This window comes from Flexivirga lutea, from assembly GCF_054778955.1.
The window spans coordinates 889,731-908,144 of sequence record NZ_BAAGZB010000002.1 but is presented as its reverse complement, the minus strand read 5'-3'; the positions used below and the strand labels follow the sequence as shown (position 1 = coordinate 908,144).

Genomic DNA, 18,414 nt, shown 5'->3' with positions numbered 1-18,414 from the left:
TCATGGCCTCCCCGATGTGAGCAGCAGCCGAATACCGTGCCGCAGCAACGTTGCTCGTCGGGGCCGGACCGTCTGGTCACCGGTGACGTCACCACCGGCCCGCTGCAGCGCATCGGCCGTGGCGAGGCCGCCGGCGACATACCCGGCGACCGCGATCCGGGCCCAGCCGCGCAGCTCGCCGACGAGTGTCGTTCCCGCAGCGAGCATCTGGCGGCAGCTGAGCACTTGCGCCAGCACCACGGACCGCAGCGCGGCCGCATGGTCGGGGGCGAGCATCGTCGTGTCGGTCAGCCCGGCAGCGGACAACTGGTCCTGCGGCAGGTAGACGCGTCCGGCCCGGTGATCCTCGACGACGTCCTGACAGTGCTCCAGGATCTGCAGTGCAGCGCAGACGGTGTCACTGCGGCCGACACGTTCTGGCGTGGACTGGCCGAACACTGCCAGCACGAGCCGGCCGATCGGGTGCGCGGACAGTGCGCAGTATCCGAGCAACGCAGGCAGGTCCGCGTAGCGCGTGACCTCCTGGTCCATCAGGTTCGCCTCGATCAAGTCGTCGAACGCCTGCAGCGGCAGGGCACAGTCTCGTGCGTATGGCGCGAGGTCACGCAACACCCGATGCTGCGGTGTCCCCCCGTCCTCTAACCGCTGCAGGTCGGTGCGAAACGTGAGCAACTGCTCGGTGCGGTCACCCGCGGCGGCGTCGCCCAGCTGATCGATGTGGCGGGCGACGTCGTAGACGGCCAGCAGTGCGCGACGGCGGCGAGCAGGCAGCAACCGCAACGCAACCGGGAAGTTCTCGGTCGCGACGCTGGGCGCAGCGTCAGCGTCGCTGACGCCGGAAGGGCTGGTTGCGGCGAGCATTTGTCTTCAGCTTGCACCGGGTGAATCGTGAAGCGCTGCACCGAAATGTGTGGCGCTGACTCCCGTTGTTTGTCACCAAGTGATAGACCTGATGATCGTGGGGTCCACTGTGAGCGTCGCTGACCTGCCCGGGCCACAGCCGGCCGAGCTGCGGCTGCTGCAGGCACGCCTGGTGGCAGGCTTCCCGCAGATCATGATGTCGGTGGCCCAGGAACTCCAAGTGCTGTGGCCGGCCTGCCTGGAGTTCGCCGCGGACCGCGGCACCGAACTCGCCGACACCGCCGAGCAGGTGGTGTCCCGGCTGATCGCCGCGGTCACCCAGGATGCGTTGACGCTGCCGGCGACAGCGCCCGAACTCGACCCGCTGCTGGTGGCGATGTTCGATCAGCTGGGCCGGGCGCAGTTCCAGCAGGGTCGTGACCTCAACGGCATCCTGACGGCATACCAGGCGGGCGCCCGGGTGGCGTGGGCGCACATCTCGCACGAGGCGATGCAGGTCGGGCTGGACATCCGCCGGCTGTCCCGGTTGGCCGAGACGCTCTTCATGCTCACCCACGACATCTCGGCACGCACGACCGATGGTTACGTGCGCGAGCAGTCCGAGCGTGGGCTGGTCTCGCACCGAGCCCGTGGTGAGCTGTCCGGCCTGCTGATGTCGACCCTTCCCGACCGCAACGGCGTGCTGCTCGCCGCCGACCAAGCCGGCTGGGCGGTGCCGGACGAAATCGCCTTCGTGCTGCTGCGCGACCAGGACGACCCGCCGCTGCCGACGCGACCGCGACTGGACCCGGAGTGGCTGGTGGTGCACGTGGGAGACGTCGTCGGCTGGCTGGTGCCCTGGGTGGCCGGGATCGAGCCCCGGTTGCAACGTGCGCTCGGCGAACTACCCGCGGTGGTCGGCCCGCCGGTGCCGGTGACCGACGCCCGGCGCAGCATGCGCGTCGCTCGCAGCGCCCGGCGGTTGCAGGACGCCGGCGCCCTGCCCGCCCGGATGATCTTCGTCCCCGAGCACATCGACACGATGCTGGTGCACCGCAACCCGGAGCTGCTGGCCGCCCTGCGCGCCCGCGTCCTGGCGCCGCTGGACCGGCTGCCCGACGGGACGCGTGAGCGGCTGGCGGAAACGCTGACCAGCTGGCTGCGGCACTTCGGGTCGCGACGCGCCGTCGCCGCCGAGCTGCACATCCATCCGCAGACCGTGCGTTACCGCCTCGACCAGTTGCGCGACATCTTCGGTGCGGCGCTGGACGACCCGGCGCAGCGCGCGCAGCTGTTCCTGGCGCTGGTGTGGGGTCCGCCGCCGGAGTGACCCGGTCCGTGGGATCAGGCGAGACCGACACCACTGCGGATCGCGACGTATGCCGCCACCAAAGCGAGCAGACCGGCGAACGCGCGGCGCAGAGTGGCGTGGGAGGTGCGCTTCGCGGCCTGGGCGCCGAGCAGCGAACCCAGGATGGCTGCCGCCGTGAATGGAACGATGAGCGACCAGTGGAACGTGGCGTTCCCGGCGCGCGCGATCAGCGCCGCAGCGGAGTTGAGCGAGATGACCAGCAACGAGGTTCCCACGGCGACGGTCATCGGGAAGTCGAGCGCCATCACCAGGGCCGGCACGATGATGAAGCCCCCGCCCACACCGAGGAAGCCGGTCAGGAAGCCGACCAGCAGGCCGGCTCCGGCGAACCGGGCGATCCGCCCGCCCACGGGTCTGAGGACGTCGCTCCGATCGGGCGCATGGTCGGCCGTGTCGCTTCCTGTGACGTGCCGCACCATGCCCAGGGCGGCGACCAGCATCAGGCCGGCGAAGACCAGCAGGAGGACGTCCGGGTCGACCTGCCGGTTCAGTGCAGTGCCCGGCCAAGAGGCGACGACTCCGGTCAGCCCGAAGAGCGCACCGGTCGCCCACCGCACGTTGCCCGAGCGGGCGTGCCCGACGGCGCCGATGAGCGAGGTGATGCCGACGATCACCAAACTTCCGGTGGTTGCCGCCGGTGCCGATTCACCCAGCAGGTAGACCAGGGCGGGCACCGTGAGGATCGATCCGCCGCCTCCGAGGGCGCCCAGGCCGGCCCCGATGAGCAGGCCGAGGGCGAGTGCGGCGATCAGCGTCGGCATCGGTGGGGGGCAGTCAGTTGCGCCCGAGCAGCCGGCGCAGGAACGAACCCTGCGGGTTCGGCGCCTCCTGCGCATGGCCGGGGCAGCGATCCGCGCGGGGGACACGGTCCATGACTTGGTCGACGTGACGGCCGCAACCGGCCCAGGTGGTCTTGCCGCAGGTGGTGCAGGTGACGGGTCGGCACATGGGGAATGCTCCTTCTCGGGGTGGGTGGATCGGTGCTGGGTCGGGGTGGATCAGGTGATCGGCAGGCCGCCGGCTGCGGCGTGGTCGTCGAATCCGTCGTCGACGGCCACGACGCGGTGGTCGTGCGCCGCCAGCACGGATGCGGCGATGGAGGCGCGGTAGCCGCTGGCGCAGTGCACCCACACCTCGCCGTCCGGCACGTCGCCGAGTCGGCCGAGCAGTTCGTGCAACGGGATGTTGACCGCGCCGTCGATGTGTCCGGCGGCATACTCGTGGACCCGGCGGACGTCCAGGACGGCCACCTCGCGGTGGTGGCGCACCTGCGCCAGGTCCGCGAACACCGCGCGCGGGAACGATCCGAGGGGACGGTCGGTCCACTCCGCCGGATCTCCGGTCGCGGCACCTTCGAGCCGGTCGAGGCCGATCCGGGCCAGCTCGCGTTGCGCCTGCGCGACCTGCTCAACGGCGTCGCCGAGCAAGGTCAGCGGTGTGCCCCAGGGGATCAACCAGCCGAGGTAGGTGGCGAACTGCCCGTCCAGGCCGAAGTTGAGGGTGCCGCTCACGTGCCCGGCCGCGAAGGCGGTCCTGGTCCGCAGATCGACGACCCATTCGCGGTCGGCGATCCGGGCGGCGATCGTCTGCGCGTCGGCGGGCCGGGGAGCCGACAGATCGGGCGCGGCCGGACCATCGGCATTGCCGGGTGTCATGTGTACGTAATAGGCGGGATAGGCGTCCAGACCGGCGAGGGTCGCCTCGGCCCAGTCCCGCTCGTCATCGGTCAGCGCCGGGTTGACCTTCTTCTCCGTGCCGATGGTGGACGATGTGGTGCCGCCGGTCGAACCGGCTGAGCAGAACGACCCGAAACCATGGGTCGGCAGGACGTGCGCGTCATCCGGCAACTCGCCGGCCAACCGGTGCACGGAGTCGAACTGGTGATGCAGCAGTTCGTGGGTGTGCTCCGCGCCCAGCAGATCGGGCCGGCCCGTGGCGCCATACAGCAGTGAACCGCCGGTGAAGACGCCGACGACGTCCGGCTGCTCCGCGGGCCCCGTCTGCAGGGCGTAGGACAGGTGGGTGAACGTGTGCCCAGGCGTGGCGATCACTTGCACCCGCATCGAGGGTGAGACGTCGATGACGTCGCCGTCGGTGACCGCCACCCGTTCGTAGGCGACCTGGTCCGCGGCGTTCACGTGGTATGCCGCCCCGGTGGCCTCGGCGAGGGCCAGACCACCGGTCAGGTAGTCGTTGTGCAGATGCGTCTCGAAGACGTGCGTGATGCGGACGCCGGCGTCGCGGGCCAGGTCCAGCACCCGATCGAAGTCCCGTTGCGGGTCGACGACCAGCGCGACCTGCCCGTCGTGGGCGAGGTAGGACCGGTCGCCGAGCGTGGGAGTGTCGAGCGTCAGCACGGTGGGAGGGGTGGGAGCGGTGTCAGTCATGGTGATCGTGTCCTTGGCGGGGTGATCTCGGCGGCCGGTAACCACCGCGATAAATACCCCATGGGGTATATGTGACCGTCACCAGATATATACCCCCTGGGGTATGATTGTCCAATCGCGGTGGTACCGCCGCGAGTCTCCACCCGACCCGCCAGCCCCCCCGAATCCCCGTCGAGTCACCCGACTCGGCCGCACCCGAAGGACCGCCCATGGTCAACCTCAACACCGACGACCTGACCCCCGTGCTCAACCGGCTGCGCCGTGCGCAGGGGCAGCTCGGTGGTGTCATCCGCTTGATCGAGGAAGGCCGCGACTGCAAGGACGTCGTCACACAGCTCGCGGCCGTCAACCGGGCACTGGACCGGGCCGGTTTCGCCATCATCTCCTCGGGGATGCGCGAGTGCCTCGCGTCACCGGACGGCATCAGTGACGAGGATCAGGCCACCATGGAGAAGCTCTTCCTCACACTCTCGTAGCGCCGGGCTCGGCGACGAGGTCGCTCACCGCCGTGGCGAGGCGTTCGCCGAGTGCGTCGGCGACGGCACGCGCATCCAGCAGGTCCGCGTCGGTGACCACGGTGATGCCGAGGGATCCGCACCAGCTCAGCGCCCCGATGGTCAGCGGGATGCCGGGTGCCGGGGGCAGGATCGGCTGCACCCGTCCGACCGGAGCACCGGCGAGGGTGAACTGCTGGTCCGGGCCGGGCATGTTCGAGACTATCGCCTGGAAATACTTGGGGCCGTAGACCGTTCGGGCGAACCACCGCCGGCCCGCGTGGGGCAGGGCACGCAGCGCCGTGGCCATCACCCACCGTGACGCGAGCGCCCGGGTCGGTGTGCGGATGGCGCTCGCGTGGTCACGAACCTCATCGCGTAGCGCGCCGATCGGTGCGTCGCGGGCGGGAGCGTCGACGATGACCGCGCCGGTCAGGTTGCCGCCGTCGTCGGTGTCGTTGCCGGTGGAGTCGGTGTTGTCGCCCGGCGCGCGAAGCATGACCGGGACGGACACGCGCAGCTGCCCGGCGCACGATCTCGCCAGGCCCGGATCGGTGTGTGCCAGGGCGCTCCCGGTGGCGGCCAGGAGCAGCTCGGTCACCCGCATCCGGTGCGTGCGGGCGGCGGCGCGGACCTGTTCCAGCGGCATCTCGAGGGTGGCGAACCCGCGCCGTGTCCCGCCGGGAGGCAGCTGGGCCGCCGGTCTGCCGTCGGTCGCCAGCTGCGCCAGTCCCTGTATGACGCCCGCCCCACGCTGCAGCGCCGACGGGCCGTCCCGGTCCGGGATCGGCAGTCGATAGGGCGGTTGCAGGATGTGCAGCAGCTTCGCGACGGCCCCGACGCCGTCGGCCATGCAGTGGTGCATCACGATGCAGAAGGCCGCTTCGTCACCGAGGCCGTGGATCAGCCAGGCGCGCCACAGCGGCCGGTCGCGCGGCAGTTCCTGGGCGGTGAGCTGCCCGACCAGCTCGTCCAGCGCCGCCGGACCGGCGCCGTCCGGCAGCGACAGCTCGACCAGGTGGTGCGACCAGTCGATCGAGCCGGCGGGCACCCAGCGGTGCAGCGTGGGCGAGGCCAGTCGGTCGGTGAAGTGCGGCAACCGGTCCAGCTGGGCGGCCAGCGTCTCGCGCAGGTCCTCCAGGGTGGGTGTCGTCGGCCCGAGCAGTGCCAGGCCGCCGACGTTCTGCGCGTGCCCGGGGCGCTCGACGTCCAGGAAGAACGCGTCGGCGGTGGGCAGCGCGGCACCCGGGCGCCGTCGCGCGCGCCATTCGGTCAGCGCGACCGCGGCCGCGACGACGATGCCCGCACCGACCGCGTCGAGCACGTAGTGGTTGGCGGTCGCGACCACGACATACAGCGTCACGGCCACGTGTATGGCGCTCGCGACCTGCAGCCAGAGGCGCCGCGACATCCGGGCCAGCATCACGCTGATCCACAGCGCCCAGGCGATGTGCAGGGACGGCATCGCCGCCAGCTGGTTGGCGCCGGCCACGATCGGTGAACCCCACGAACCGACCGTGCCGCCGGTCGCCACGGTGTCGACGAACCCCGGCATCATCCGCGGTGGCATCAGCGGCAGCAACGCGAAGCAGCCGAACCCCATCAGGTTGAGCAGCACGAACGAGTTGCGTGCCTGCCGGTAGAGCGCCGGCGTCCACACGTAGGTGATGACCAGCAGCAGTGCCGCGGACACGATGTAGGTCGAGGCGTATTCGTAGTTGGCCGCCGTCATCAGCTCGTCCCGCGCGGCCAGCCAGGAGTTGAGCGATCCCTCGATGTCGAGGTGCAACCACTGCTCCAGCTGTATGACGCGCTCGGCGTGCGTCTTCGCCACGGCGGTGCGCGAGGGGCCGTTGAGTGCGTCGACCAGCAGGTAGACCACGAACAGCGCGAGCCCGCCCAGCAGTTCGGTGCGCAGCCGCGGCCGGTGTGCGCGGGGCACGGCGGGCCAGTGCAGCGACGGCAGTCGCAGGTGGTGGGGCTGCTGGGTGGCGCTCATCCGGCGGCCCCCGCCGTGGATCCGCCTAGGCGAACGAGATGGAGAACTCGGGCATCCGGCGCAACCGGCTCCAGCCCCAGGCGATGCAGACGGCGACGGTCAGCAGTGTCAGCGAGGTGCTGAAGACGCCGCGCGACAGGATGGCGTTGCGCGCGCCGAACTGCAGGAAGCCCATGCTCATGCCGACGTCGATGAGCCGGGACGCGCCCCACAGGATGCAGACCTGGCTGAACATCCGGTGCGCCCGCTTGTCGTGCATCAGCATCTGCGGCAGCGCGATGAAGTCGCGCGCCAGGTGCTTGGTGATCGGCCGTCCGATGGCCGCGCTGCCCAGGAAGATCAAAGCCATCAGCAAGGATCCGGCGATCGGCTGCAGCACGTAGATGTAGACGCTGGACAACGCCAGCGAGAGTGTGGTGCGCCCGACCAGCATCAGCACCGCCATGAGGAGCGTGCGCGGCACCGACGACTGCGTCCGCAGCCGCACCGCGACGATCAGGCCGGACCACACCAGCACCGAGATCAGCCCCCAGAGCTGGCCGACGGTGGCCAGGGCGGCATACAGGATAAGGGCGGGTATGACGACCGCCTCGAGCAACATCCGACCCGCCCGTAACGCGGAGGTGCGCACGAACTCCCGGTCGATGATCAGGGCGCAGGCCCCCTGCTGCGCTACTGGTCGCGAAGGCATGTATCACACTATGTCACCGCCACCTGTGAGTGGTCCCGTGTTTCACTGCGAGTGAGCGGTGAATGGGCCAGACCGGCGATGCCGATGCCGATGAGCACCGCGGTCACCGACACCGCGGCGAGCGCGCCCGGCGTGTGCGGGGCGGTGACGTGGAAGCCGAAGATGCCGGCCAGGTAGCTGATCACCGGGTTGGTGATGCTCATCGCCGCAACGGCCCACGGCAGCGAGCCGTTGGCGAAGGCGGCCTGCTCGATCAGCAGGCCGGACGCGGTGGCGACCGCGAGGCTGTAGCCCGGCCAGTCCAGCGCGGTGTGCAGCACTCCCGGACCGAAGAGATCCTCGGTGGTCAGCTTGGTGAGCACGGCGTTGCCGGCGAAGCAGACTCCGGCCGCGACGGCCAGCATCAGGCTGGACGCGCGCGGGTCGCTCTGCTGCCGTGCGAAGAGGACCAGCAGCACGACCACGGCCACCATCGCCAGCAGCACCCAGATGACCTGCTCCCGGTTGGGGGTGCCGTGCAGGGGCGCGGCGCCGCCGACCGACAGCAGGACGATGAGGCCGGCGCAGATGCACAACACGTAGGCCCAGTCCTTCAGGCCCGGGGTCAGCCGACTGCCCACACCGGTCAGCAGCAGCGCGAAGAGCACCTGGCTGACCATCACCGGCTGGACCAGGGCGACACTGCCCAGGTGCAGCGCCGCGGCCTGGATCACGAAGCCGAGGTTGTTGATCACGAAACCGGTCAGCCACAGCTTGCGGCGGACCAGCGCACGCACGAACGCCGAGAAGCCGTGCACGGTGCCCAGCGAGTGTTCGCGGGTGGCCTGCGAGGCGGCGCGCTGCTCGAGCATCGCCGACAGCGCGAACGCGAACGCGGCCGCACAGGCGAGCAGGAGGACCAGCCACAGCATTCAGTCCTCACCTGCCCCTAGTCGTGTCTGCTCACCCCAACGTCCCGCCAGCTTCAGGTATGCCGCCGGCCACACCGACCGCACGACGGGTGCTACCCGCAGGCCGGGGTCGGCAAACCGTTCGGGCCGTCCGGATGCGATCAGCGAAACGACCTGCCGGGCAACGGATTCCACGTCCCGCAGGCGGGGCCTTCGGCGTTGGTAGGGGGTGCCGCGCCGGGTGAAGAAGTCGGTGTCGACGACGCCCGGGACGAAGGTGCTCACCTGGACACCGGTCCCGGTCGCCTCCAGCCGCAGCGAGTCGGCGAAGGCGTCCAGTGCGGCCTTGGTGGCGGCATACACGGCCTCGCCCGCGACCCCGGTGCGCCCGGCGATGCTGGTGACGAAGCACAGGTGGCCGTGTCCGGCGGCCAACAGGTCCGGCAGCACCTGTCGGGTGATCGCGATCGGTGCGGTGAGGTCGGTCGCGATGAGGTGGGGGATGCGCTCGGGCGGCATGCTGTCGAACGCCCCCTGCCAGCCGACGCCGGCGTTGTGCACGACCAGGTCGAGCCGGCCGTGCGCCGCGGTGGCCTCGGCGACGAGGCGCTCGTGCTGGGCCGGGTCGGCCAGATCGGCCAGCACATGGTGGGCTCCGAGCTCGCGGGCGACGTCGCCGGTGCGCTGCGGATCCCGGCCGTGGACGACGACCCGCACACCGTGGCGGTGGAGCTCAGCGGCGACGGCGGCACCGAGGCCGCCACTGCTGCCGGTGACGAGTGCGATGCTGCCGTGCAGTCTCATGCGCATGCGCCACCTTCGTGCTCGCCGCGTCCCTCGGACCGGTGGCACGCGTCTCCGGCAGTGCGCCGATCCGCCACGGCACCAACATATTCGGGTCCGATGACTTTGCGACACCGGGTTTGGGCTGCCGCTAGCCCGCGAGGAGCGAAGGCAGAAGGCTCAGCGCGGCCCGAGACCCCCGATCCCGGACCGCGCCGATTACCCCGCAGCTAGGTGCTACGGACTCACCCGACCTCCAGGGCGATCTCCTCGGTGTCGCGCAGCTGCTCCACCGGCGCTGCCGTGTCGCGGGACGCCGCGTCCTTCGACGGGCGCCGCATCACCATCGTCACCAGCGCGAAGGCGATGAAGAGCATCACGCCGCCGACCTGGAATCCGCGATCCGCGCCGGTCACGAAGGTGTGTATGGCGTGCTGGCTCGCGCCGGGCGCGACCGCCGGGTCCTTGCCGGCCGTGGCGAAGACCGTCACCAGCACGGCCAGGCCGAGCGCGCCGCCCAACTGCTGGGTGACGTTGACCAGGCCCGAGGCGACCGAGGTGTCGGAGGGTTGCACCCGGGACAGCCCGGCCGTGGTCAGCGGCACGAACGCGATGCCGTTGCCGAGGGCGAAGACGACGAACGCCGGCAGCATCTGCAGATACGAGGTGTGCTCGGTCAGCGTCGTCAGCATCAGCATGCCGATGGTCGACAGCAGGGTGCCGACGGCGGCGATCGCCTTGGTCGAGTAGTGGTGGGAGATGACCCGGGCCACCAGTTGCGAGCTGATGAAGATGGTCACCGGGAAGGGCAGGAAGGCCACCCCGGACTGCCACGGCGTCCACCCGAGCACGATCTGCATGTACTGGCTCATGAAGAAGAACGACCCGAGCGAACCCGCCACCAGCATCAACCGGGCGAGGTATGCCGTGGCGCGATCGCGGTCGGCGAAGAGCCGCAGCGGCATCACCGGCGCCGCTGCCCGCAACTCGACCGCGACGAAGATGGCCAGCAGCACCAGGCCCAGCCCGAATGCGGCGAGCGTGCCGCCGTCGGTCCAGCCGTCGGATGCCGCCCGGATGAATCCGTAGACGACGGACGTCATGCCGACGGTGACCAGCAGCGCACCGGTCACGTCGACCGATCCCCTGCCCGGGGCGCTCGCGGATCCCGGGGCGCCCTTCTCCCGGGAGAGCGCCCGGAAGCCCGCGACCAGCACGGCCACACCGATCGGGACGTTGACGAAGAAGACCCAGCGCCAGGACGCGACCGAGGTCAGGATGCCGCCGGCGAGCAGCCCGGTGGCGGCGCCGGAGGCGGAGACGACGGTGTACCAGCCGATGGCGCGGGTCTGCTCGGCACCGGGTTTGTAGAGGGACATCAGGATCGCGAGGGCGGACGGCGCGGCGAAGGCCGCGCCGGCACCTTGCAGGGCGCGCGAGGCCAGCAGCAGCGCCTCCCCCTGGGAGAGGCCTCCGGCGAACGAAGCGGCGACGAAGACCGCCATACCGGCGAGGAAGGTGACGCGGCGTCCGACCAGGTCGCCGGCGCGGGCGCCCAGCAGCAGGAGGCCGCCGAAGGCGAGCGTGTAGGCGTTGACGATCCACGACAGCGAGGTGGAGCTCATGTGCAGTTCGGAGCCGATGTCCGGCAGGGCGATGTTCACGATCGCGGCGTCGAGCACCAGCATCAGCTGGGTGACGAGCACGGCCGTCAGCACCAGGCGCTTGGCCTCGCCGCCGGTCGCTGGTCGAGTAGGGCGAGCCGCTAGGCGAGCACGTATCGAGACCCGACCGGTTTCTGATGCCGAGTTGTTGTTGGTTGTGCCCGCCGCGGTGCGGCGAGACTTGGTAGTAATGGTCACGAGTTGTGTCCTTCGCGAGAGCGAGGCGTACCATGAATAGAAGCGGAGATGATCTCCGTTTAGAACTATACGGAGGAATCCTCCGGTTTCGCAACCGGGGATTGCCATGAGGTGTGAGAACGATGGCCACAAGCGGCTCGGCAACGGCGTCGAAGCGCTCGTCCAAGACGGCGTCCGATGGATCGGAAAACGTTGACAGATCAACGGATTCGTCGGCGCTGGGTGCGTGCGGCAAGCCGTTGCGCGCGGATGCCGCCCGCAACCGGCAGAAGCTGATCGACGTCGCGACCACGGCCTTCACCGACGACGTCGACACCCCGCTGGACGAGATCGCCAAGCGCGCCGGCGTCGGCATCGGCACCCTCTACCGGCACTTCCCGACCCGCTGCGACCTCGTGCTCGCGGTGTATGGCGACCAGGTCGCGGCGCTGGAACAACGCTCCTACGACCTGCCGAAGGAGCTCGAGCCGGGCGAGGCCCTGCATGAGTGGATGCGCGGCTTCGTCGGCTATTACGCCGTCAAGATGGGCCTGATCAACCTGTTGCGCTCGATGATGCAGGGCAACCCGGAGACCTTCGAGTCGGCCCGCAACCGCATGCGCGAGTCCGCCGCCCGGGTGCTCCAGCCGGCGATCGACGCGGGCGTCATCCGCCCGGACGCCACCCCGATGGAGCTGACCCGCGCCCTCGGCGGCGTATGTCTGGCCTCGACCACCCCGGAAGGCCAGGAGACCTCACTCGCCGTCGTCGACCTCATCTACGACGGCCTCCGCTTCGGAGCGCCGAACGCCTGATCCTTGGCTCGCCGCCGAGCCCACCAGCGAGCCCCCACCAGCGAGCCCACACCAGCGAGCCCACACCACCGAGCGGACACAAAGAACACCGACGGGACACGAAAATCAGTCCACTACCGGGGAGTATTCATGTCCGGTCAGCCCGTTCGTGTCCGGTCGGTAAACGGGAGTCGCCGGCCCGACGCTCGGGTGGTCCGGGCGCTGCCGCCATCGCCCGCAGCATCGACTGCGCCTTGTCGACCGTCTCCTGCCACTCGGCGCCCGGGTCGGACAGCCGGGTGATCGCACCGCCGACGCCGAGCACGAAGCGGTCACCGGTCAGCTGCACGGTGCGGATCGCCACATTGAGCGTGGCCGTGCCGTCCAGCCCCAGCAGCCCGATGGATCCGGAGTAGACGCCGCGCCGCTCCGCCTCCAGACGCCCGAGCAGCTGCACCGAGCGCTCCTTCGGCGCACCGGTCATCGAGCCCGGCGGGAACGCCACTCGCACCAGATCCAGTGCGTCACGGTCGGTCGGCAGTTCGCACTCGATCGTGCTCACCAGTTGTATGACGGTGGGGAAGCGCCGGACGCCATACAGCTCGGTGACCCGCGTGCTGCCCGGCACGGCGATCCGGTTGAAGTCGTTGCGGACCAGATCCACGATCATCAGGTTCTCGGCGCGGTCCTTGGCGCAGCGGGCCAGCTCCGCGACGCTCGCCGCGTCGCGGGCGGCGTCCCCGCTGCTGCGCCGGGTGCCCTTGATCGGGGCACTCGCCGCGTGCCCGCGGGCGTCGACCCGCAGGAAGAGTTCGGGCGAGGCGGACACGACGGTCCGCCGGTCGTCCAGGCGCAGGTATGCCGCGTGCGGCACCGCACCGGCCGCGCGCACCGAGCCGAAGAGTCGCAGCGGGTCGCCGGTGAAACGGCCGCGGATCCGGCGGGTGAGGCACAGCTCGTAGGACTCACCCCGGGCGATCGCCTGCTGGCAGTCGCCGACCAGCCGCAGGTAGCCCTCGGCTGACGTGGCGTCCTCGACCTGCTCGAGCGCGGCCGACCCGGTCCGGGGCTCGGCATCGTCCGCCGCCGGTATGTCGCCCGCCAGTAGCGGGTGCAGCTCGGCGCGCCACCGGTCCAGCGAGGCGACCGCCGAGGCATCGGCCGGATCGTCCAGACCGACCAGATGGCAACGGTTCTCGTCGTCCACCACGACTGCGCGGGTGATCAGCAGCCACCAGGCATCCGGCCAGTCGTGCGCGCCTCGTGGATGCGATGCCGGCAGCCCGAGCAGTTCCGTGCCGAACTCGTAGCCGAAGTAGCCGGCATACCCGAGCACCACGCCGGGGTCGTCGCCGACGGTCTCCAGCCGCCCGGCCGCAGCGCGCAGCCGGCGTTGTAAGGTGTCCAGGATCCCGGTCGGGAGGTCGGTGACCGTGCCGTCCCGCACCAGCCCGGTGCCGTCGCCGACCGTGCCGAGCAGTCGGTGGCCGCAGTCCGCATCGGTCCAGCCGATCACGGTGCAGCTGCCGCGGTATGCCGTCGAGATGCCGTCCAGCACGACGTCCGGCGCCGTCGGGCACAGCCGCAGCACCTGCTCGACCGTCAGCGGCCGGTCGAGCCGGAGCGATCGTTGCCGGCTCGGCAGGCGTGAGCCGGCCGGGTCGTCGGCGCTCGCCGCGAGCCGCAGGAAGTTGCCGATCAGGGTCGGCCCGAAGCTGCTCTCGATCGACTCGGGGTGGAACTGCACGCCCCAACGGGGCCGGGCCGCGACACGCAGCGCCATCAGCGTGCCGTCGTCGGCATACGCCAGCGGTTCGATGGGCGCGACGACGGTCGTCACCTGGAGGCTGTGGTAGCGCACGGCGGTGAATTTGCCTGGTATGCCGTCGAACAACGGATCGCCGGTGTGTGAGATCACCGATGATTCGCCGTGTCTCGGGTGATCGGATCGCTCCACCGGGCAGCCGTGCAGCAGCCCGAGCAGCTGATGGCCCAGGCACACCCCGAGGACCGGCAGCTCGCTGTGTTCGAGCACCTGCCGCGACGTGCCGACGTCGGCCGGCACGCCGGGGTGGCCCGGGCCGGGTGAGATGACGACGGCATCGAAGCGGGCGGTCCAGCCCAGCGGCAGCGGCTCGTCGTTGCGGACCACTTCCACGGTCACCGCGGCGAACTCCCGCAGCAACTGCAGCAGGTTGTGCGTGAAGCTGTCGTGGTTGTCGATCAGCAGGACGCGCACGGCAGTCGCCCTCCCTCCGGCACCAGGTCGGCAACGGGTCGCCGGGCACCCTCGACGGCCGACTGCAAGCGATCGCGCAATGACGGATTCGGCTGGTATGTCGTGCTGTTCACTCGTTCGACGAGGCGCACACCGTGCAACGCGGAGAGGGTGAAGACCGCCGGCGCGGCCAGCAGGTGCGACGCCGTCACGGTGGCGATGCGCACCGGCCGGTCTCCGCGGTCCGCCAGCACGGCGAGGGTGACGCTGTCGAGCCGCGGCGCGTCGGGGACGACGAGTTCGCCGGCGCGGGCAATGGCGACGGTGGCGAAGACTGCCTCGCTCAGTGTGCCGTCGCCGGTGACGAGGACCTGGTCGTCATACCCGGCGTCGAGCGCCTGCTGCTGTGCATAGAGCTGGGACAGGTGGTCGAATCCCTTGATTTCAGGTCGTTTTCGGGCATCCGGTGTGCCGCGCAGCAGGAGCGCGGTCGTGGTCCGGACGTGTTCCACGGGAAACGGTCGCAGGAGCAGTCGTAGCCCGGACGCCGTCCAGACGAAACCGGGGAACCACGAGCCCTTGGCCGGCAGGTGCACCAGCGCGTGGTCGTATGCCGCCCGCGACACCTGCCCGGTGATCCCGAACACCTCGCCGACCTGTCTGGTGAAGCGCTCGCGGTGCCGGTCGACCGCGACACCCGCACCGTCGGCCAGGTGCCAGGAGTCGAGCACGACGGTCCCGGCGCGGGCGAGGTCGGCGACGGTGGCGTCGGACACCAGGGAGCAGTGCTGCTGCGGTGCGCAGGTCATGGGTGATGGGTAGCACAACACGACAGGGACGGGACGCGGGCGGTTCGGCATACTCACGCACAGAGACGACGGGTTACCATGCCTCGATATATCAAGTCGATACATGCAGGCACCTCGGACACGGCACCACCCCATGCCGTCCGCATCCGGGGCCAGGAAGGCCGGACTCGTGAGGATCAACGGTAGGTGCGCGCGACTCGCCGCAGTCGTAGCAGTCGGCGCGATGGCCCTGACCGGCTGCAGCAGTACCGGCGGCAAGAAGGCCACCGAGCAGCAGGCGGGCAAGGGCGGCCACGCCAACACCCCGCGTTTCACCGCCGCGCTGATCACCCATTCCGCGCCCGGCGACACCTTCTGGGACATGGTCCGCAAGGGCGCCCAGGCGGCGGCCGACAAGGACAACGTCGACCTGCAGTACTACGCCGACCCGGACGCGTCCAAGCAGGCGAGCCTGGTCCAGGCGGCGGTCGACAAGAAGGTCGGCGGCATCGCCGTCACCCTCGCCAAGCCGGACGCGCTCAAGGGTGCGGTCAAGAACGCCGAGGCGGCCGGCATACCGGTGGACGGGCTCAACTCCGGCACCGACCAGATGGGCCCGATGGGGCTGATCGGCTTCTTCGGCCAGGACGAGCTGGTCGCCGGCGAGGCCGCCGGTGAGCGACTGGAGCAGGCGGGCGCGCAGCACCCGATCTGCATCATCCACGAGCAGGGCAATGTCGGTCTGAACGACCGGTGCAAGGGCGTCAAGGAGAAGGTGCCGAGCACGCAGGTCGTCTACGTCAACGGCGCCGACCTGCCGTCGGTGCGTTCGACCATCACCGCGAAACTGCAGCAGGACAAGCAGATTGACTGGATCGTCGGCTTGCAGGGCGACGTGTCGCTCAACGCCGTCAAGGCGGTGCAGGCCACCGGCTCCAAGGCCAAGATCGGCACGTTCGACACCAATGCCGGCATCGTCAAGGCCATCCAGGCCGGCACCGTGCAGTTCGCGGTCGACCAGCAGCCGTGGCTGCAGGGCTACCTGGCGATCGACGCGCTGTGGCTTTACCGCACCAACGGCGACACCGTCGGCGGCGGCAAGCCGACGCTGACCGGTCCGGCGTTCGTGGACAAGAGCAACGTCGACAAGATCGCCGAATACGCCGGCAAGGGCACGCGTTGATGGCCGGCGCGGTCTCCACCACCGACACCCGGACGGCGCCCAGGTCGCCGATCGCCGCGCTGCTCGGTAAGCCGGAGGTCGGTGCACTGATCGGTGCGGTCGCGATCTGCGTGCTCTTCCTGTCGGTCGCGCCGGCGTTCCGCGGGCTGGCCAACGTCGGGACGATCCTCTACCAGTCCTCGGCGATCGGCATCATGGCCGTGCCCGTGGCGCTGCTGATGATCGGCGGCGAGTTCGACCTGTCGGCCGGTGTCGCGGTGACCAGTTCGGCGCTCGCCGCGTCGATGCTGGCCTGGGAGTTCAACTTCAATGTCTGGGTCGGCGTCCTGCTGGCGCTGGCGGTCTCGCTGGCCGTCGGCTTCGCCAACGGCTGGTTGCTGCACCACACCCGGCTGCCCAGCTTCCTGGTCACACTCGGCACTTACTTTGTGCTGCAGGGTGCCAACCTCGCGGTGCCGCGGCTGATCGACAACAACGTCACGTCGCCGAAGATCGACGACATGGCCGGATTCGACTCCGCGCACGCGGTGTTCGCCTCCAGCCACACTTTTTTCAAGTCCGGCTCGTTCGAGGGCATCACGATCAACATCTCGGTGCTCTTCTGGGTCGTGCTGACCGTGGTCGCCGCGGTGGTGTTGACCCGCACCCGTGCCGGCAACTGGATCTTCGCGGCCGGCGGCGACGCCGAGGCGGCGCGGGCCAGCGGCGTGCCGGTGGTGCGCACCAAGATCGGGCTCTTCCTCTTCGTCGGTTTCTGCGCCTGGCTGCTGGGCATGCACACGCTGCTCAACTTCGCGACGGTGCAGTCCAATCAGGGCGTCGGCAACGAGTTCATCTACATCATCGCGGCGGTCGTCGGCGGCTGCCTGCTCACCGGCGGCTTCGGCTCGGTGATCGGTGCCTCGATCGGCGCGCTGATCTACGGCATGACCAACCTCGGCATCACGTATGCCGGCTGGAACGTCGACTGGCTGAAGACGTTCCTCGGGATCATGCTGGTGCTCGCGACGCTGATCAACATGTGGGTACGACGACAGGCGGAACGCCGATGAGTGAGCCAAAAGCTGGTCGAGTAGCGAGGAACGAGCGTATCGAGACCTCGGACGACCAAGCTGGTCGAGTAGCGGCGAGGGACGATGAGCTCGCTGGTCGAGTTGCGGCGAGGGACGAGCCGCGTATCGAGACCACCGAGCCGGACGACACCGCTCCCGTCATACGACTCGAGGATGTCGGCAAGACCTACGGCACGGTGCGCGCGCTGACCGGCATCGACCTGGCGGTGCGTGCCGGCGAGGTGACCTGCGTGCTGGGTGACAACGGTGCCGGCAAGTCGACGCTGATCAAGATCATGGCCGGGCTGCACGAGCACACATCGGGCACGATGCTGGTCGACGGCACGTCGCGGAAGTTCGGCAGCCCGCGCGAAGCGGTCGAGGCGGGCATCGCGACGGTCTACCAGGACCTCGCCCTCGCGCCGCTGATGTCCGTATGGCGCAACTTCTTCCTCGCCAACGAGCTGCGCAGAGGTCCGCTGCGGCTGCTGGACTCGGCCCGGATGAAGCAGATCACCCGCGACGAGCTGGCCAAGATGGGCATCGACCTGCCGGATGTGGACCGTCCGGTGGGTTCGCTCAGCGGCGGTCAGCGGCAGTGTGTGGCCATCGCCCGGGCCATCTACTTCGGCGCGAAGGTGCTGATCCTGGACGAGCCGACCGCCGCGCTCGGTGTGAAGCAGTCGGGCGTGGTGCTGAAGTATGTCGCCCGCGCCGCCGAGTCCGGCCTAGGCGTCGTGTTCATCACGCACAACCCGCACCACGCCTTCCTGGTGGGCGACCACTTCGTCATCCTCAAACTGGGCGAGATGGCGCTGGACGCCTCCCGCGACGACATCACCGTCGAGCAGCTGACCGAGCAGATGGCCGGCGGCGACGAGCTGGCCGAGCTGGCGCACGAGCTGCGCGACGGCTCCTGACGCACCGAGTCGCACACGAAACGCCGAGCCGCACAGCTGCAGCTGTCCGGCTCGGCGTTTGCTGTGCGACTCGGCGTCGGCTGTCATGCCCGAGTCGTGACATTCGGCACAGGTGCCCGGCCGGACGCCGACCTACCGTGAAGGTCATCGCGGAGACACATC

General features: G+C 69.8%; 17 protein-coding genes. 6 read left to right on the top strand and 11 right to left on the bottom strand.

Going from position 1 to position 18,414, the window contains the following annotated elements:
• Positions 1 to 861 carry an isoprenoid biosynthesis enzyme family protein gene (locus tag ACYVBN_RS10735; RefSeq protein ID WP_460600506.1) on the bottom strand — a complete coding sequence of 287 codons (861 nt, stop codon included), beginning with the start codon at positions 859 to 861 and terminating at the stop codon, positions 1 to 3.
• Positions 862 to 970: 109 nt separating this feature from the next.
• On the opposite strand from ACYVBN_RS10735, the gene ACYVBN_RS10730 reads away from it, so the two are divergent.
• Positions 971 to 2,170: a PucR family transcriptional regulator gene (locus ACYVBN_RS10730; protein ID WP_460600505.1), complete on the top strand. Its 1,200-nt coding sequence runs from the start codon at positions 971 to 973 to the stop codon at positions 2,168 to 2,170.
• 14 nt (positions 2,171 to 2,184) lie between these two features.
• Here the strand turns inward: ACYVBN_RS10730 and ACYVBN_RS10725 are convergent, their stop codons facing one another.
• The 3 genes from ACYVBN_RS10725 to ACYVBN_RS10715 are packed head-to-tail and all read right to left on the bottom strand — an operon-like array spanning position 2,185 to position 4,599.
• Entirely contained in the window at positions 2,185 to 2,973 is a 789-nt protein-coding gene (locus ACYVBN_RS10725; protein WP_460600504.1) for a sulfite exporter TauE/SafE family protein, read from the bottom strand.
• 13 nt (positions 2,974 to 2,986) lie between these two features.
• Entirely contained in the window at positions 2,987 to 3,160 is a 174-nt protein-coding gene (locus tag ACYVBN_RS10720) for a hypothetical protein (RefSeq protein ID WP_460600503.1), read from the bottom strand.
• Positions 3,161 to 3,210: 50 nt separating this feature from the next.
• Positions 3,211 to 4,599: an MBL fold metallo-hydrolase gene (locus tag ACYVBN_RS10715; protein WP_460600502.1), complete on the bottom strand. Its 1,389-nt coding sequence runs from the start codon at positions 4,597 to 4,599 to the stop codon at positions 3,211 to 3,213.
• Between the two features lie 209 nt (positions 4,600 to 4,808).
• On the opposite strand from ACYVBN_RS10715, the gene ACYVBN_RS10710 reads away from it, so the two are divergent.
• Positions 4,809 to 5,075, top strand: a complete 267-nt coding sequence (locus tag ACYVBN_RS10710; protein WP_460600501.1) for a metal-sensitive transcriptional regulator — start codon at positions 4,809 to 4,811, stop codon at positions 5,073 to 5,075.
• Here the strand turns inward: ACYVBN_RS10710 and ACYVBN_RS10705 are convergent.
• The 5 genes from ACYVBN_RS10705 to ACYVBN_RS10685 form a co-directional block, all read right to left on the bottom strand.
• Positions 5,062 to 7,092 (bottom strand): bifunctional phosphatase PAP2/O-acyltransferase family protein, encoded by a 2,031-nt coding sequence (locus ACYVBN_RS10705; protein WP_460600500.1) that lies wholly within the window; start codon positions 7,090 to 7,092, stop codon positions 5,062 to 5,064. The genes ACYVBN_RS10710 and ACYVBN_RS10705 overlap by 14 nt on opposite strands.
• A 25-nt stretch (positions 7,093 to 7,117) precedes the next feature.
• Positions 7,118 to 7,783 carry a DUF3159 domain-containing protein gene (locus ACYVBN_RS10700; protein WP_440282971.1) on the bottom strand — a complete coding sequence of 222 codons (666 nt, stop codon included), beginning with the start codon at positions 7,781 to 7,783 and terminating at the stop codon, positions 7,118 to 7,120.
• An 8-nt stretch (positions 7,784 to 7,791) separates the two neighbouring features.
• Positions 7,792 to 8,694, bottom strand: a complete 903-nt coding sequence (locus tag ACYVBN_RS10695) for a DMT family protein (protein ID WP_460600499.1) — start codon at positions 8,692 to 8,694, stop codon at positions 7,792 to 7,794.
• Complete coding sequence (locus ACYVBN_RS10690) at positions 8,695 to 9,477, bottom strand: SDR family NAD(P)-dependent oxidoreductase (RefSeq protein WP_460600498.1); 783 nt, start codon at positions 9,475 to 9,477, stop codon at positions 8,695 to 8,697.
• Positions 9,478 to 9,701: 224 nt separating this feature from the next.
• Positions 9,702 to 11,174: an MFS transporter gene (locus ACYVBN_RS10685; RefSeq protein WP_460600497.1), complete on the bottom strand. Its 1,473-nt coding sequence runs from the start codon at positions 11,172 to 11,174 to the stop codon at positions 9,702 to 9,704.
• A 266-nt stretch (positions 11,175 to 11,440) separates the two neighbouring features.
• Between ACYVBN_RS10685 and ACYVBN_RS10680 the strand changes: the two genes are divergently transcribed.
• Positions 11,441 to 12,112, top strand: a complete 672-nt coding sequence (locus ACYVBN_RS10680) for a TetR/AcrR family transcriptional regulator (RefSeq protein ID WP_460600496.1) — start codon at positions 11,441 to 11,443, stop codon at positions 12,110 to 12,112.
• Between the two features lie 127 nt (positions 12,113 to 12,239).
• Here the strand turns inward: ACYVBN_RS10680 and ACYVBN_RS10675 are convergent, their stop codons facing one another.
• Positions 12,240 to 14,330 carry a chorismate-binding protein gene (locus tag ACYVBN_RS10675; RefSeq protein ID WP_460600495.1) on the bottom strand — a complete coding sequence of 697 codons (2,091 nt, stop codon included), beginning with the start codon at positions 14,328 to 14,330 and terminating at the stop codon, positions 12,240 to 12,242.
• Positions 14,315 to 15,118, bottom strand: coding sequence for an aminotransferase class IV (locus ACYVBN_RS10670; protein WP_460600494.1), 804 nt, complete (start codon positions 15,116 to 15,118; stop codon positions 14,315 to 14,317). Before ACYVBN_RS10670 ends, ACYVBN_RS10675 begins: the two co-directional genes overlap by 16 nt.
• A 223-nt stretch (positions 15,119 to 15,341) precedes the next feature.
• On the opposite strand from ACYVBN_RS10670, the gene ACYVBN_RS10665 reads away from it, so the two are divergent.
• From ACYVBN_RS10665 to ACYVBN_RS10655, 3 genes are read left to right on the top strand one after another with little or no spacing between them, the layout of a single operon-like run.
• Complete coding sequence (locus tag ACYVBN_RS10665; RefSeq protein WP_460600493.1) at positions 15,342 to 16,280, top strand: type 1 periplasmic-binding domain-containing protein; 939 nt, start codon at positions 15,342 to 15,344, stop codon at positions 16,278 to 16,280.
• Entirely contained in the window at positions 16,280 to 17,332 is a 1,053-nt protein-coding gene (locus tag ACYVBN_RS10660) for an ABC transporter permease (RefSeq protein WP_460600492.1), read from the top strand. The genes ACYVBN_RS10665 and ACYVBN_RS10660 overlap by 1 nt, the downstream gene beginning before the upstream one ends.
• On the top strand, positions 17,329 to 18,252 hold the full coding sequence (locus ACYVBN_RS10655; protein WP_460600491.1) for a sugar ABC transporter ATP-binding protein: 924 nt from the start codon (positions 17,329 to 17,331) through the stop codon (positions 18,250 to 18,252). Before ACYVBN_RS10660 ends, ACYVBN_RS10655 begins: the two co-directional genes overlap by 4 nt.
• The last annotated feature ends 162 nt before the right edge of the window (positions 18,253 to 18,414 follow it).